Origin of the sequence: Sinorhizobium sp. CCBAU 05631 (assembly GCF_002288505.1) — a bacterium.
Classification (GTDB): Bacteria; Pseudomonadota; Alphaproteobacteria; order Rhizobiales; family Rhizobiaceae; genus Sinorhizobium; species Sinorhizobium fredii_C.
Map to the genome: position 1 here is coordinate 1,647,597 of NZ_CP023063.1, position 13,102 is coordinate 1,660,698.

Annotated in this window: 16 protein-coding genes and 2 pseudogenes; 9 read left to right on the forward strand and 9 right to left on the reverse strand. The window is 61.5% G+C overall.

What is annotated here, in order from left to right; all coding sequences use genetic code 11:
- The first annotated feature begins 88 nt into the window (after positions 1 to 88).
- Positions 89 to 1,489, forward strand: a complete 1,401-nt coding sequence (locus tag SS05631_RS08160; protein ID WP_037425131.1) for an MATE family efflux transporter — start codon at positions 89 to 91, stop codon at positions 1,487 to 1,489.
- Between the two features lie 186 nt (positions 1,490 to 1,675).
- Here SS05631_RS08160 and SS05631_RS32505 read toward each other — a convergent pair whose 3' ends face one another.
- Positions 1,676 to 1,807 carry a hypothetical protein gene (locus tag SS05631_RS32505; RefSeq protein WP_037425134.1) on the reverse strand — a complete coding sequence of 44 codons (132 nt, stop codon included), beginning with the start codon at positions 1,805 to 1,807 and terminating at the stop codon, positions 1,676 to 1,678.
- A gap of 226 nt (positions 1,808 to 2,033) precedes the next feature.
- Between SS05631_RS32505 and coaD the strand changes: the two genes are divergently transcribed.
- The 5 genes from coaD (at position 2,034) to tgt (ending at position 5,947) form a co-directional block, all read left to right on the forward strand.
- The gene (gene coaD / locus SS05631_RS08165) at positions 2,034 to 2,528 is read left to right on the forward strand and encodes a pantetheine-phosphate adenylyltransferase (protein ID WP_037425138.1); all 495 of its coding nucleotides are present in this window, start codon (positions 2,034 to 2,036) and stop codon (positions 2,526 to 2,528) included.
- A gap of 24 nt (positions 2,529 to 2,552) precedes the next feature.
- Positions 2,553 to 3,125: a peptidylprolyl isomerase gene (locus tag SS05631_RS08170; RefSeq protein WP_037425141.1), complete on the forward strand. Its 573-nt coding sequence runs from the start codon at positions 2,553 to 2,555 to the stop codon at positions 3,123 to 3,125.
- 23 nt (positions 3,126 to 3,148) lie between these two features.
- Positions 3,149 to 3,658 (forward strand): peptidylprolyl isomerase, encoded by a 510-nt coding sequence (locus tag SS05631_RS08175; RefSeq protein WP_037425144.1) that lies wholly within the window; start codon positions 3,149 to 3,151, stop codon positions 3,656 to 3,658.
- Between the two features lie 76 nt (positions 3,659 to 3,734).
- On the forward strand, positions 3,735 to 4,820 hold the full coding sequence (gene queA, locus SS05631_RS08180; RefSeq protein ID WP_037425163.1) for a tRNA preQ1(34) S-adenosylmethionine ribosyltransferase-isomerase QueA: 1,086 nt from the start codon (positions 3,735 to 3,737) through the stop codon (positions 4,818 to 4,820).
- On the forward strand, positions 4,817 to 5,947 hold the full coding sequence (gene tgt / locus SS05631_RS08185; protein ID WP_037425147.1) for a tRNA guanosine(34) transglycosylase Tgt: 1,131 nt from the start codon (positions 4,817 to 4,819) through the stop codon (positions 5,945 to 5,947). Before queA ends, tgt begins: the two co-directional genes overlap by 4 nt.
- An 18-nt stretch (positions 5,948 to 5,965) precedes the next feature.
- Here the strand turns inward: tgt and SS05631_RS08190 are convergent, their stop codons facing one another.
- The 7 genes and pseudogenes from SS05631_RS08190 to SS05631_RS08220 form a co-directional block, all read right to left on the reverse strand.
- Entirely contained in the window at positions 5,966 to 6,382 is a 417-nt protein-coding gene (locus SS05631_RS08190) for a DUF4864 domain-containing protein (protein ID WP_162109172.1), read from the reverse strand.
- Positions 6,383 to 6,629: 247 nt separating this feature from the next.
- Positions 6,630 to 7,475, reverse strand: a pseudogene (locus SS05631_RS08195) (SDR family NAD(P)-dependent oxidoreductase); the annotation flags it as partial.
- Positions 7,472 to 8,254: a 2-oxo acid dehydrogenase subunit E2 gene (locus tag SS05631_RS08200; RefSeq protein ID WP_037425178.1), complete on the reverse strand. Its 783-nt coding sequence runs from the start codon at positions 8,252 to 8,254 to the stop codon at positions 7,472 to 7,474. The gene SS05631_RS08200 and the pseudogene SS05631_RS08195, both read right to left, overlap by 4 nt.
- 10 nt (positions 8,255 to 8,264) lie before the next feature.
- A complete protein-coding gene (locus tag SS05631_RS08205; protein ID WP_037425181.1) occupies positions 8,265 to 8,852 on the reverse strand; it encodes a protein-S-isoprenylcysteine O-methyltransferase in 588 nt (195 codons plus the stop codon).
- Positions 8,853 to 8,928: 76 nt separating this feature from the next.
- Positions 8,929 to 9,516, reverse strand: coding sequence for a hypothetical protein (locus SS05631_RS08210; protein ID WP_037425183.1), 588 nt, complete (start codon positions 9,514 to 9,516; stop codon positions 8,929 to 8,931).
- A gap of 155 nt (positions 9,517 to 9,671) precedes the next feature.
- Positions 9,672 to 9,815 (reverse strand): hypothetical protein, encoded by a 144-nt coding sequence (locus SS05631_RS31625; RefSeq protein WP_037383394.1) that lies wholly within the window; start codon positions 9,813 to 9,815, stop codon positions 9,672 to 9,674.
- Between the two features lie 190 nt (positions 9,816 to 10,005).
- Complete coding sequence (locus SS05631_RS08220; protein WP_037425187.1) at positions 10,006 to 10,590, reverse strand: L,D-transpeptidase; 585 nt, start codon at positions 10,588 to 10,590, stop codon at positions 10,006 to 10,008.
- Between the two features lie 349 nt (positions 10,591 to 10,939).
- Here SS05631_RS08220 and SS05631_RS08225 point away from each other — a divergent pair, with 349 nt between their 5' ends.
- The 3 genes and pseudogenes from SS05631_RS08225 to SS05631_RS32625 all read left to right on the forward strand — a co-directional run.
- Positions 10,940 to 11,695 carry an SDR family NAD(P)-dependent oxidoreductase gene (locus tag SS05631_RS08225; protein WP_037425189.1) on the forward strand — a complete coding sequence of 252 codons (756 nt, stop codon included), beginning with the start codon at positions 10,940 to 10,942 and terminating at the stop codon, positions 11,693 to 11,695.
- 81 nt (positions 11,696 to 11,776) lie between these two features.
- Entirely contained in the window at positions 11,777 to 11,968 is a 192-nt protein-coding gene (locus tag SS05631_RS08230; protein ID WP_037425191.1) for a DUF6494 family protein, read from the forward strand.
- Between the two features lie 291 nt (positions 11,969 to 12,259).
- Positions 12,260 to 12,607, forward strand: a pseudogene (locus SS05631_RS32625) (hypothetical protein); the annotation flags it as partial.
- Here the strand turns inward: SS05631_RS32625 and SS05631_RS08240 are convergent.
- On the reverse strand, positions 12,608 to 13,081 hold the full coding sequence (locus SS05631_RS08240) for an isoprenylcysteine carboxylmethyltransferase family protein (RefSeq protein ID WP_037425193.1): 474 nt from the start codon (positions 13,079 to 13,081) through the stop codon (positions 12,608 to 12,610).
- Positions 13,082 to 13,102: the final 21 nt, after the last annotated feature.

Here is a 13,102-nt window from a genome sequence, read left to right on the forward strand (position 1 = left end):
TCGCTGGCGCGCGTCCCGGTGGTGCTGTAATTCGGCTTATTCCTAGAGTTTGATCCTATCCATTGCGCCGCAGAGCGAGGATTAGTCCATGCTGACCGCGACCCGAGAATTTGTGCCTGCGCAAACCGACAATTCATGGGGCACCCACTTTCGCGCCAGCATCTATCTCGGCGTTCCCTTCATCGGTGCCCAGCTTGCGCAGCTTGCCATCAATACCACGGACGTGCTGATGGTCGGCAGGCTCGGGGCGGTTCAGCTGGCCGCGATCATCCTTGCCACGCAGTTCTTCTTCACCGTCTTCATCTTCGGCAGCGGCTTCGCAAATGCCGTGGTGCCGATGGTCGCACAGGCCCAGGGCCGGGGAGATCGTACCTCGGTTCGCCGCTCCGTGCGCATGGGCATATGGGTGGTCCTGCTCTACGGTCTCATCACCGCGCCGATCCTCTGGATGGCCGAGCCGATCCTGCTTCTTGCCGGCCAGAAGCCGGAGGTTTCGGCTCTCGCTGCGGAGTATCTCCACATCGCGCAATGGGCAATCTTCCCAAGCCTGATCTTCATGGTGCTGCGGGCGTTCCTCGCCGGGCTGGAGCGGGCCGGCATCATTCTTTACGTGACGCTTGCGACCTTGGTTCTCAACGCCGTGCTCTGTTATGTGCTGATCTATGGCCATTTCGGCTTTCCGGCGCTCGGCATTTTTGGTGCTGCGGTCGCGGCGCTGGGCGTGGCGCTGCTCGGTGCAGCGCTGACGATCGGCTACATAGGCGGCCAGCCTGAACTCAATCGCTACGAGCTGTTCGTGCGCTTCTGGAGACCGGACTGGCCGGCTTTCCGCGAAGTCATCTATCTCGGGGTCCCGATTTCAGTGACCATCCTTGCGGAAGTGAGCCTCTTCACCGTCGCTTCTCTGCTCATGGGAACGATCGGCACCATCGAGCTTGCCGCGCACGGCATCGCCCTTCAGTTCGCCTCGATCGCCTTCATGATTCCGCTTGGCCTCGCCCAGGCGGGCACCGTGCGCGTCGGCCTCGCCTATGGCAGCGGCGATCTTGTCGGCGTCCGGCGCGCCGCCGTCGCCGTGCTCGCCCTCGGCTCCGGGTTCGCGGCCATCGGCAGCACAATCTTCGCGCTGCTTCCCTATCAGCTTGCGACGCTCTATCTCGACACCGGCCGGCCGGATGCCGCCGAGGTGCTGGCCTTCGCCGGTCCGCTGATTGTCATCGCCGGGGCTTTCCAGTTGGTGGACGGGCTCCAGGCGATCGCCGCCGGGATGCTGCGCGGCCTCAAGGACACGACGGTGCCGATGATCATGGCGATGATTTCCTATTGGCCGATCGGCTTCGTCTGCGCCTGGGCTTTCGCCTTTCCGCTGAACTTCGGCGGCGTCGGGGTGTGGTTCGGCTTCGTGCTGGGGCTGGCGGCTGCCGCCTTGCTGCTCAACTGGCGCTTCTTCCGCCTTATCCAGTCGCTGCGCGCCCAAACTGCAGCTTGAGTTGCTTGGGCGCTATGGAGATCGGCAAAAGAATAGCCGGACGGGCAGGGGATGCCGTCCGGCTGGGAATGAGCGGCCTCATCAGGGGAAGAAACAAGACCGCTTGGTGTGAAACTTCCTGGCAGAAGTTTCCTGGAGGCATTTCATTTCAATGCGACGGCGACGCAATCTGCGATGCAGCCGCCGTCATTTTCTCCTCAGCCCATCCGTTGCTACCGACAATACCGTCACGCGGTCACGGGCCTCGCTGCGAAGCGCATTGATCGTCGCAAAAATCATCGCGAAAAACATCGCCATCGAAAACAGTGCAAGTCCCATGGCCGTCTCCTTTCGTCTGCTAAACGGCGCGCCCTATTGAAAAGTTCCGTTCACTTGTTGTTTCACGCTACAACTTCCGGTGTGAAACCTGCTTGAACGTCGCATTCATCTAGCATTCATTCTCCGATAGCCGCTGTTTCCGGCGGAACAGGGAGAGACGGATCGCGCCGCCCTTGCGATCAGGCGCCGTCCGTGACAAAAGGCTTCACCAACGGAAACAGGCGCGATGACCACGGCTTTCTATCCCGGCTCCTTCGATCCGATGACGAACGGTCATCTTGACGTGCTCGTTCAAGCGCTCAACGTATCGTCGAAAGTGATCGTCGCGATCGGCATTCATCCCGGGAAGGCGCCGCTCTTTTCGTTCGAGGAGCGTGCGGATTTGATCCGCCGGTCGCTAAGCGAATTCCTCCCCGAAAGGGCAAGGGACATCGCCGTCGTTTCCTTCGACAATCTGGTCGTGGATGCGGCCCGCCAGCATGGCGCAAGCCTTCTTGTGCGCGGATTGCGGGACGGCACCGATCTCGACTATGAGATGCAGATGGCCGGGATGAATCGGCAAATGGCGCCGGATATTCAGACCCTGTTTCTGCCTGCAGGGACCGCATCCCGGCCCATTACGGCCACATTGGTCCGCCAGATCGCAGCCATGGGTGGCGACGTCAGCGCCTTTGTGCCCAGGGCGGTCTTTCAGGCGCTGCAGGCGAAGCACAAGGCCTGAGCTTTCACCACGCAAGGAGAACGCATGAAAATCCTTCAACTCGCTTTTGCAGGCGCTCTGGCGCTCGCCACCTTCACGGGAGGCGCCCAGGCGCAGTCGAGCGACAATATCGTGACGATCGAGCTCAAAGACGGCCCGGTCGTCATCGAGCTGCGCCCGGACATCGCGCCGAAGCACGTGCAGCAGATCAAGGACCTGGCCGCCGCCGGCGAGTATGACAATGTTGCCTTCCACCGGGTGATCAAGGGTTTCATGGCCCAGACCGGCGACGTGCAGTATGGCGATATGAAAGACGGGTTTCAGCCGCAGCTTGCCGGCACCGGCGGCTCTTCGAAGCCTGACCTGCCGGCAGAGTTCTCGGATATTCCCTTCGAGCGTGGTACCGTCGGCATGGCACGCTCGCAGGACCCGAACAGCGCCAACTCGCAGTTCTTCATCATGTTCGCTCCTGGCGACTTCCTCAACGGACAGTACACGGTCGTCGGCAAGGTCGTCGAAGGCATGGAGAATGTCGACAAGATCAAGCTTGGCGACGACGCCAACAACGGCGCCGTCACGGACCCTGACCGCATGATCAGCGTCAAGGTCGGCAAATAAGATCAGACAGAAGGAGAAAGACCATGGCCGAGATCAAGGATCCGGAAAACACGATCATCATGGAAACCACCAAGGGCAGGGTGGTGATCGAGCTTCTGCCGGACGTCGCTCCGGGCCATGTCGCCCGCATTAAGGAATTATCGCGCGAGGGCGCCTTTGACGGCGTCGTCTTCCATCGCGTGATCGAGGACTTCATGGCGCAGACCGGCGACGTCCAGTACGGCAAGACCGGCGGCGAGCACTTCAATCCGGCCCGCGCCGGCATGGGCGGCTCCTCCAAGCCGGACCTCAAGGCCGAGTTCTCCGATATCTCGCATGTGCGCGGCACTTGCTCGATGGCCCGCAGCCAGATGCCGAATTCGGCAAACTCCCAGTTCTTCATCTGCTTTACCGATGCTCCCTGGCTCAACAAGCAGTATTCCGTCTGGGGCCAGGTGATCGAAGGCATGGAAAACATCGACCAGATCAAGCGGGGCGAGCCGGTGCGCGATCCCGACTCGATCGTCTCGATGCGGGTTGCCGCCGACGCCTGATTTGCGCTAATGCACGAACCCGCCCCGGTCTGGCCGCGAGCCCGCCGGGGCGGGTTTGCTTTTGTTCGACACTCAGATGCGCGTAGACCTGTTCGATTTCGACCTGCCGGAGACTTCCATTGCGCTGAGGCCAGCAAGCCCGCGCGACAGCGCGCGCATGCTTGTCGTGCGGCCCGAAGCGGAGCCGGTTCTCTCCGACCACGGCGTGCTCGATCTCCCCGCGTTCCTGCGGCCCGGCGATGCGCTCGTCTTCAACGATACGAAGGTTATCCCGGCACAGCTCGAGGGCATTCGCCAACGCGGCGAGGACGTCGCCACGCAGGTCTCGTTGACGTTGCACATGCGCGTCGGGCCCGACCGCTGGAAGGCCTTTGCCCGGCCGGCGCGACGGCTGAAGCCGGGTGACCGGATCGGTTTCGGCCACGGCGGCACTGCCTGCCTGCTCGGCTCGCTCGATGCAACGGTTGAAGAAAAGGGCGAGGCGGGCGAGGTCACGCTTCGTTTCGACCTTTCCGGACCGGTGCTCGATGAGGCGCTCATGTCGGTAGGGCACATTCCGCTGCCGCCCTATATCGCTTCCAAGCGGCCCGAGGATGCACGCGACCGTGCCGATTATCAGACGGTCTATGCCCGTGAGGAAGGAGCCGTCGCGGCGCCGACGGCGGGCCTGCACTTCACCGATCGGCTGTTTGCCAGGCTCGACGAGGCAGGAATCGAGCGCCACTTCGTCACCCTTCATGTGGGGGCGGGAACCTTCCTTCCGGTCAAGGCCGACGACACCGACGATCATGTGATGCACGAGGAGATCGGCCATGTGGACGCTGCGACCGCAGAAAGGCTTAATGCGGTTCGGGCCCGCGGCGGACGCATCGTCTGCGTCGGAACGACGTCGCTCCGGCTGATCGAAAGCGCCGCCACGGAGGAAGGACAGATTTGTCCCTGGTCGGGGCCGACGGGCATCTTCATCACCCCGGGCTATCGCTTCCGCGCCGCCGACATGCTGATGACCAATTTCCACCTGCCGAAATCGACCTTGTTCATGCTCGTGTCCGCCTTTGCCGGCTTGGACACGATGCGGGCCGCCTATGTCCATGCGATCGCAGCCGGCTACCGCTTCTACTCCTACGGCGATGCCAGCCTGCTCTTCCGGAAAGATCAATGACCGAGACGTTTCAATTCAAACTGCTTGCGACTGACGGCAAGGCGCGCCGAGGCGAGGTTTCGATGCCGCGCGGCACGATCCGCACGCCGGCCTTCATGCCGGTCGGAACCGTCGGCACGGTCAAGGCCATGTATCTCGATCAGGTGCGCGAACTTGGCGCCGACATCATCCTCGGCAACACCTATCATCTGATGCTGCGTCCTGGCGCCGAACGCGTCGCGCGGCTCGGCGGCCTGCACAATTTCATCCGCTGGGAACGGCCGATCCTGACGGATAGCGGCGGCTTCCAGGTCATGTCACTCTCGAGCCTGCGCAAGCTCAACGAGCAGGGCGTCACCTTCAAGAGCCATGTCGACGGCGCGCTTTACCACATGTCGCCGGAACGCTCGATCGAGATCCAGGGCCTGCTCGACAGCGACATACAGATGCAGCTCGACGAATGCGTAGCGCTGCCGGCCGAGCCCGGCGAAATCGAGCGCGCCATGGAAATGTCGATTCGCTGGGCGGAGCGCTGCAAGGTCGCCTTTGGCGACCAGCCGGGCAAGGCGATGTTCGCAATCGTGCAGGGCGGCGACATTCCGAAACTCCGTGAACGTTCCGCCCTTGCGCTCAAGGGACTTGATCTCAAGGGCTATGCGGTCGGCGGTCTTGCCGTCGGCGAGCCGCAGGAGGTGATGCTCGAGATGCTCGATGTCACTTGTCCCATCCTGCCGGCGGAGAAACCGCGCTACCTGATGGGCGTCGGAACGCCGGACGATATTCTGAAGTCGGTGGCGCACGGGATCGACATGTTCGACTGCGTCATGCCGACGCGCTCCGGACGCCATGGACTGGCCTTCACGCGCTACGGCCGTATCAATCTGCGAAATGCGCGCCATGCCGAAGACCTGCGGCCGCTCGATGAACAATCCTCGTGCCCGGCGACGCGGGACTATTCGCGCGCCTACCTGCACCATCTGATCCGTTCGAACGAATCGCTCGGCGGCATGCTTCTGAGCTGGAACAATCTCGCCTATTACCAGGAGCTGATGGCCGGGATCCGCAAGGCGATCGAGGAGGGGCGTTACGCTGATTTCATGGCAGAGACCCAGGAAGGCTGGCAGCGCGGCGACCTTCCGCCGGTATGACCTCGGGACGCCGAAGGCTCAGAGCGCAGGACCCGGCGCTGTCTGCACCATCATCACACCGTTGATCTTGTAACTACCGTCCGGTTGCGGCACGAGCTCGTAAATTGCCGTCCAGTCCTTGCCGTCGGCTCCGGAGATAAGCACTTCCTGGATCACTTCGTCGCCGACACGCTTCGACCGTCCGAAGGCGAAATTGCCCGGGCGATAGAGGTGCTGATAGCTTTTCTTGACCATCTCGAAAAAGACCGCCTGATCCGGAAATTTCGCGCGGATTCCGGGGGAAGCAAAGGAATAGGCAGCTTCCGCGTCGTCCTCGATGAAAGCTTGGATCTGCGCGCGGATGACCGATTTTGCTCTATCTACAGGGTCTGCCAACGTGCGTCCCATACCGAGCGCGAGCACCAGACAGAGAGCGACGGAGATTGCTCGCATCATGGAGCCTCCATTAGGCTTTCGTCATTGACAGCATATGCTCGGCGGTTCTGTTGTAAGCAACCACCTTCGGCGGAGGGCGTGGTTTCGGCCAGTAGAGATCGGCAGAAAATACTGATTCTACAAACAGTTATTTAGAAGACTTCGACTCGCTTGGGAGAAAGTCACTATTTCGTGATCCGGGTACTGCCTCGGCGCGCGACGCGCTGGCCTTATCCCGCTTGACGGCTATCCGGTCTGCGCTGCGGTGACGGGCGCCGTGACATGCGGTGTATTTCTTGCCGGACCCGCAAGGGCAGGGATCATTGCTCCGGCGCTGCAGGCGGCTGATCAGGGGCAGCAATAGCCCGGAGGGAAGAAGCGCGGCGGTCAGAATGGCGAGCTTCGCCGAGATACCCGGTATCACGAGGCGACGGCCGGACCTGAAACCGCGCCAGGCGCAGGCGGCGACATATTGCGAATCGACCTTGGGCAAGACCTTGAATAGTGCCGCACGGTTGGCGCCCGATCGCTCGAGGAACTCGGTCGACACCGGTCCGGGCGCGACGCAGGTTACCGTGACCCCTGTGCGACGCAGTTCCTGGTGAAGAGCCTCCGAGAACGACCGCACGAAGCCCTTGCTGGCATAGTAAAGAGCCATGTAGGGGCCAGGCGTGAAGCTCGCGACCGAGCCGAGATTGATGACGCCGCCGCGGCCGCGCGACATCATGCCAGGCAGGAAGCGAAGGGTAAGATCGGTCAGCGCGCGTATGTTGAGATCGACGATGCCGAGCTGATCACCGGCGGGCAACACCGTCGCGCTGCCGCGGAGGCCATAGCCGGCGCTGTTGACCAGGACGTCGCAGTAGAGGCCATTGGCCGAGAGAAATGATTCAAGCTCGTGCGCCGCGTCCTTTCCCGAAAGATCCAACGAGACGGTGAACACCTCGCCGCCGCTCTTGATGTCGGCAGCCGCCGCCGTGAGATCGTCCGGCGACCGCGCCACCAGCACGACGGTTGCGCCGTCGCTCGCGGCAGCGCCTGCCATTGCCTTGCCAATTCCGCGCGAGCCGCCCACCACGACGACGGCCGGTCGCAGCTCCATCTGCTCTGTCATGCCGCACCCGAGGCGGCAGCGCGCGCGACGGCGGCGGATTCCGATTGACCGGACAGCTCGGCGGCGATTTCGCCATTCAGGATTTTTTCGAATCGCTCCAACGCCCGCGCCACATTGGCGCCATCCATGACTCGGTGATCGTAGTGGATGCGGACGGTCACCATGCCCTGATCGTCGATCTGGCCGTAGTTGAAGATCGTCGTGAGCGGCGTCAGCGGATTGAGCGACTCGGCCCCGAGCCCCGAATAGACGGACAACTGGAAGGTTCCGAAATGACGGCCTCGGGGGCGGCCGAGATTGAGCCCCAACCACATGAGAAGCCAGCGAATCGGCGCCGGCAGCTTGGCGATCTTCAGGGCTCGCCGGAACTCCTTGACGTCCCTGACCGGACGTGTCCGTGCCGCCTCGATCAGGGCGGCGATTTCGCTGATCGGCCGACGCTCCGGGTTCTTGATCAGGCTGAGAAGCACGGCCCGCTCGCCATCGAGCTCGCGCTCATGGGCGACCGACGCGATGCTACCAGGATATTCGTAGAGCTGTGGTCTCGGCAGCTTAACATAAGCCCGTCGCAGCTCGGGGGTTTCAAGCGAGAGAAGCGCGTATCCTTTTAGGAACAGCACCGTCCAGGAAGGCCTGCTTTGCTGTGCCGTCCGGGCTTTCAACAGCGGACCGAGATTCATCTGCCGCTGCACGGTGACCCTCGGCACACGAATCGAAAAGCGCATCAAATCGCCGACGAGGCGCCGCGGCGCCGAAAGCTTGAGAGCTCGGCCTCGCATCAGGGCACCTCTAGTAGAGATAGGGGATGATTCGCTTGGTCTTTTCCATATAGGCGCGGTATTGCGGGCCGAATGTCTCCAGCATCATGCGCTCCTCCTCGTCCACCCTCAGAATAAATAGGATCGCGAAGCCGACTAACCCGGCAACGCCCATGACCCAGTTCGCCAGCAGAAAGGCCTGTCCAACGCCCATGAGCATGAAGGAAGTGTACATCGGATGGCGCACGAGCGCGTAGGGCCCCCCGCTGATCAGCTCATGCCGGTCGCGAATCTCCAGTGTGATGGACCAGTTGCGGCCGAGTTCCTTGTGCGTCCTGCGAAATACCCACATGGCGAGGGCGAAGACGATGGTCCCAACGGCCACGGCCCAAGCGCTCGCCGGATAGTCGGCCGCCTCGGGGATGCCCGTCACCACATAGATCCCTGGAAGGATTCCGAGGCCGAGCAGCGCCGCAGACAGCCCGATCGTCTCCGAGCCGGAGCGACGATTGCTGACGACCTCCACGCGCTTCGCGCGGCGCTCGTAGGGACGGCGAATAAAGTACCAAGCGACAATGCCAAGCACCCAAATAGTCTGGCCGATGGTAGCGATCGACATGCTCACCCTAGCTTACAAGGCTCTTGCGATTTTCAATTGTGCCAATGGCGAGCGGGGAGGGCTCAAGCCGACCGCGTCAGCCGCCATTCATTTCACGGAGCCTTGTAATGAATTCTTGCGGCCTTAGCCAGATGCCCGGGCTCTGATACCCCATGGACCGCGCAATCTCCGCCACGAAGGCATTGCAGTTATAAACCGACGCGTGCCAGACACGCGACTTTTCCTTCAGCTTTCGTATGAAGGCGACCACCTTGTTGTATTCCGCCTCGCTCAGCATGATACGCCAGCTTGCCGACCTGTATTCCTCTTCGAGGTCGCCGTCGCTCGCTCCGGTCTCCGCCGGCACGGGGAAAAAATGTCCCAGAACATAGGGCGCCGCGTCGTTCGTCGCCGGAGCAAGACCTGCCACCTCGGGGTTGATCATTGCTCCCGAGGCATTCGTTCGGCCGAAGACCGCGTAGGTATGGCCGTAGCTCAGCGCATAGCGTGAGCGGAATTCGATGAAATACCCTTGTTCTCGCGTTTGAGAGAGGAGCTTGGCTGACCCGCCGGCCTGGCTGCTCGACACGTAAGCGGGTTGTGGCTTCTTGTCTTGTGTCTGGCACGCCGTTGCAGCGAATGCGACCAGAATCACAGGGAGAAAACGGCTTGATGCAAATGTCATCACGTCACTTCGCTCTGTCGCCGAACTTTATTTTAGCAAAATTTGGGCCGGCTTGTATCAACCAGTGGCGTTTTCGACCGTCTGCCTTGGGCTGATTCGGTCTAAAGGCGCTCCGTGGGAGGCTCTTGGAGTCTCCCACGGAGCAAATTCAGGCGTTACTTGTAAACGGGAGCAGGCTCTACTGCCGGCTCTGCTGCCACAGGCGGCGGAGCCTTCCCTTTGCCCTTGCCGATCGTGTCGCAAGCGGTCAGGCCGGCGACAGAAAGCAACGCAATCATCACGATTAGAATTCTGCTCATCAAGTAGTCCTTTCCTCAATAGTCGGAATGGTTTATCGAAGGCAACACTCCAAGTAATAGTGGCGATCGGCGCCTAGGCCTAGTGCAAGAAGGACACAGTTGGCATCAGCTTTGTCGGTGCGGAACTGTTTAACGGTCACTTCAAAACACCTGGCTTAATTATTTATACCAAATACGCGCGCAAACACCATCAGATGATCAATACGGTGGTCCCGACGGGGGTCCGGCTGTAAAGATCGACGATGTCTTCGTTCGTCAAGCGGATGCAACCGCTCGACACTGCCTGTCCGATCGTCCACGGTTCGTTCGTGCCGTGCAAGCGGAACATCGTGTCCTGCCCGCCACGATAGAGGTAGAGGGCGGATGCGCCGAGCGGATTGTGTAAGCCGCCGGAGACGCCCCCCGCATACTGACGCAGGTGGGGTTTCCGGCGCATCATGTTTTCGGTGGGGGTCCAGGAGGGCCACTCCGCCTTTCGGCCGATTCTGGCCCTGCCCTTGAGGGTGCGGCCTTCCTCTCCGACGCCGATGCCGTAGCGAATCGCCGTGCCGCCGCCCACGACGTAGTAGAGATAACGTTCCTCGGTGTTGACGACGATCGTTCCCGGTTCCTCGCCTCCGTCATAGGCTACTTCCTGCCTGCGGTAGCGCGGCTCGATACGCGTCCTGGAAGCGATTGGGCTCTCGATTGGTCGGACGATCGAACTGCATCCCGTGGCCAGCAAAGCCAGACTACCCAATACGAGCATGCGACGCGTAACATGGTTCTTGTCCATCTTCACCTGCTAAGAAAATACGTGAGTCCCCAGACTGCGTGTTTAACACTGCTGCGCGTGCTGGCCAAGCCTCGCATCTCAGGCGGGCACAAGGAGGTGAATTAAGCCTTTTAAATCAGGGGATTGCATGTTCGATTTGGGACAGTAGGAAGGGGCAGACGGCCCGATTCGCTGTCGTTATCCCCTCTCGATTGCGCCAATCCTGCGGCCGCAGATCCGACTCGCGAACGACGACCGGCTGACGTGTTCGAGCGATCGGGCGGCCAGCTTGGCGGATAGATTAAACCCTTGCGGCAACCAGCCGTGTCTGCTCGACTGCGAGTGGGAAGAGGTAAGAAGGATTAAGAGCATGAAACTGGGCTTCGAGGGCAAGATTGCCATCGTAACCGGCGGCGGTTCGGGAATCGGCGCGGCCATCTCGCGGCAATTATGCGGCGATGGGGCAGAAGTCGTCGTTGCCGATCTCAATCCTGAGGCTGCGCAGCAGATTGTCGACGGGATCCGTGCGAACGGGGGTCGAGCCCGCCCTTTCACAGTCGATGTCGCCGACGCCGGCGCCGTCGAGCAACTGGTGGACTTCACTCTCAGGGAATGCGGAGGCCTGAACCTCGCCGTCAACAATGCCGGCGTTGAAGGAGTCCGAAAACCGACGGGGGATTACCCGCTCGACAACTGGCAGCGCGTCATCGACGTCAATCTGAACGGCACCTTCCATTGCATGAAATACGAGATCGCGGCCATGCTGGGACGGGGAGGCGGCGCAATCGTCAATGTGACGTCGATTCTCGCTTCCGTCGCCTTGCCCACCGCAGCGGCCTATACCGCGGCCAAGCATGGGGTCGTCGGGCTGACAAAGACGGCAGCGATCGAGTATGCGCGCATGGGGATCCGCATCAACGCGGTCGGTCCCGGCTGGATCGAAACGCCGCTTCTGTCGGAATATGCGGAGCTCGCGAAGACCCGGAGGCTGGAAGCGCTGCAGCCGATGGGCCGGCGCGGCACGCCCGAAGAGGTGGCAGCTCTTGTCTGCTTTCTCCTGTCCGACCAGGCAAGTTTCATCACCGGCAGCTACCATCTCGTGGACGGCGCCTACACCGCTCACTGAGGGGCCTCGCCAGGCACCGCCCGGCTTCCTTGACCGCCCGCCTTCTCTTACAATCCTAGCTGGACAAAGAGGAGTTCCGTGATGAGTGAAGACGCCTTCAACATGTCGATCCGCAAATTCCTGAAAGAGGTCGGCATTACCTCGCAGCGAAAGATCGAGGAGATCGTGCGTGACGGGCAGACCGGCGGCAAGAAGCTGAAGGTCCGCATGACGCTGACGGCGGAAGGCACCAGTCTCAACCACGTCGTGGACGGCGAAATCGAACTTCCATAGCCGGTGACTTTGAAGGGAGGGCGAGCTTATCGAGACACCGCCGGCGGAATAGCTAGGTGCTCCGCCATTCCCCGACAGGCAAATTCTGCAACTGAGAATCAAAGATTTCTGGAAAAATTTATCTTCCATGGCGATCCCTACAGTGATGGCATGTGGACCTTCACCTCAGGACGCGGCTCCCATGGAACGCGGCTGTACCTCTGCGGCCCGGAGAACGCCACGCATGTCAAGCGCATGCTTTGAGATTGGCTCCGCACGCATCCGGACGACGCTGCCGAATACGCGGCTCTCAAGCGCAAGCTGGCAGCGGAGACAAACGGCGACTGGAAATTCTACACCGGCGGCAATCGGACTTCGTCGCAAAGATCGTGCGGCGGGCATCTGACTAGCGAGTTCTCGCGATGGCAGGTCGAAGGTGACGTGTTCGAACACCATGTGGTGTCAGGCTTCTCCGTGGGCAGTCGGACGAGAGATGCTGATGCTGGCTTCGGTGTCTCTGGTTTAGACATGTGCGTCTCCTCAGGCGCCGGGTGTACTGCGGGGTCAGCCGGCCAGTCGGTTTTCCGTGACACCGGCCCGCAACCTTCAAGATATGATAGCTCGCGGCAGAGGGCCCCGCAGGCGGCAGCGGCGGAATAGTCAGAGCCAGCGGCGAACCTCGGCCTTGTAGCGGCGGTAGTCGTCGCCGAACTTCGCTTCGAGATAGCGTTCCTCGCGGGCGATCACCTGCGTCTGGATCGCGATCAGCACCAACGGGAGCAAGGCGAAGGCGATCGGCCCGTCGAAGCCGATCGCAAGGCCGGCATAGATAAGCGCCATGCCGAGATATATGGGATTGCGGGTCCATCGATAAGGACCGGTCGTTGCGATGAGGGTCGTTGGCTGCGACGGCGGAACGTTGGTGCCCAGCCGCCGGAGCAGCCCCGCCGCCGCAAGCATCATCGCCGCGCCGGCAACGAATAGCAGCGCGCCCGTCGCGACCAGCAACCGCCAGTCGATGCCGAAAGAGCGCAGGGAGACGAACCGCTCCGCCGCCAGCCCCAACAGCAGCGCTGCAAGATAGACCAAGGGCGGAGGGAAGCGCACACCCGCGCTGTCCGGTTCGACGGCCATGCTCATCTCCAATCCGTGCTC

Bases quoted from the DNA above. Each gene is read 5' to 3' on its own strand.
- SS05631_RS08160 (WP_037425131.1), top strand. From the start codon at position 89: ATGCTGACCGCGACCCGAGAATTTGTGCCTGCGCAAACCGACAATTCA.
- SS05631_RS32505 (WP_037425134.1), bottom strand. From the start codon at position 1,807: ATGGGACTTGCACTGTTTTCGATGGCGATGTTTTTCGCGATGATTTTT.
- coaD (WP_037425138.1), top strand. From the start codon at position 2,034: ATGACCACGGCTTTCTATCCCGGCTCCTTCGATCCGATGACGAACGGT.
- SS05631_RS08170 (WP_037425141.1), top strand. From the start codon at position 2,553: ATGAAAATCCTTCAACTCGCTTTTGCAGGCGCTCTGGCGCTCGCCACC.
- SS05631_RS08175 (WP_037425144.1), top strand. From the start codon at position 3,149: ATGGCCGAGATCAAGGATCCGGAAAACACGATCATCATGGAAACCACC.
- queA (WP_037425163.1), top strand. From the start codon at position 3,735: ATGCGCGTAGACCTGTTCGATTTCGACCTGCCGGAGACTTCCATTGCG.
- tgt (WP_037425147.1), top strand. From the start codon at position 4,817: ATGACCGAGACGTTTCAATTCAAACTGCTTGCGACTGACGGCAAGGCG.
- SS05631_RS08190 (WP_162109172.1), bottom strand. From the start codon at position 6,382: ATGATGCGAGCAATCTCCGTCGCTCTCTGTCTGGTGCTCGCGCTCGGT.
- SS05631_RS08200 (WP_037425178.1), bottom strand. From the start codon at position 8,254: ATGCGAGGCCGAGCTCTCAAGCTTTCGGCGCCGCGGCGCCTCGTCGGC.
- SS05631_RS08205 (WP_037425181.1), bottom strand. From the start codon at position 8,852: ATGTCGATCGCTACCATCGGCCAGACTATTTGGGTGCTTGGCATTGTC.
- SS05631_RS08210 (WP_037425183.1), bottom strand. From the start codon at position 9,516: ATGACATTTGCATCAAGCCGTTTTCTCCCTGTGATTCTGGTCGCATTC.
- SS05631_RS31625 (WP_037383394.1), bottom strand. From the start codon at position 9,815: ATGAGCAGAATTCTAATCGTGATGATTGCGTTGCTTTCTGTCGCCGGC.
- SS05631_RS08220 (WP_037425187.1), bottom strand. From the start codon at position 10,590: ATGGACAAGAACCATGTTACGCGTCGCATGCTCGTATTGGGTAGTCTG.
- SS05631_RS08225 (WP_037425189.1), top strand. From the start codon at position 10,940: ATGAAACTGGGCTTCGAGGGCAAGATTGCCATCGTAACCGGCGGCGGT.
- SS05631_RS08230 (WP_037425191.1), top strand. From the start codon at position 11,777: ATGAGTGAAGACGCCTTCAACATGTCGATCCGCAAATTCCTGAAAGAG.
- SS05631_RS08240 (WP_037425193.1), bottom strand. From the start codon at position 13,081: ATGGCCGTCGAACCGGACAGCGCGGGTGTGCGCTTCCCTCCGCCCTTG.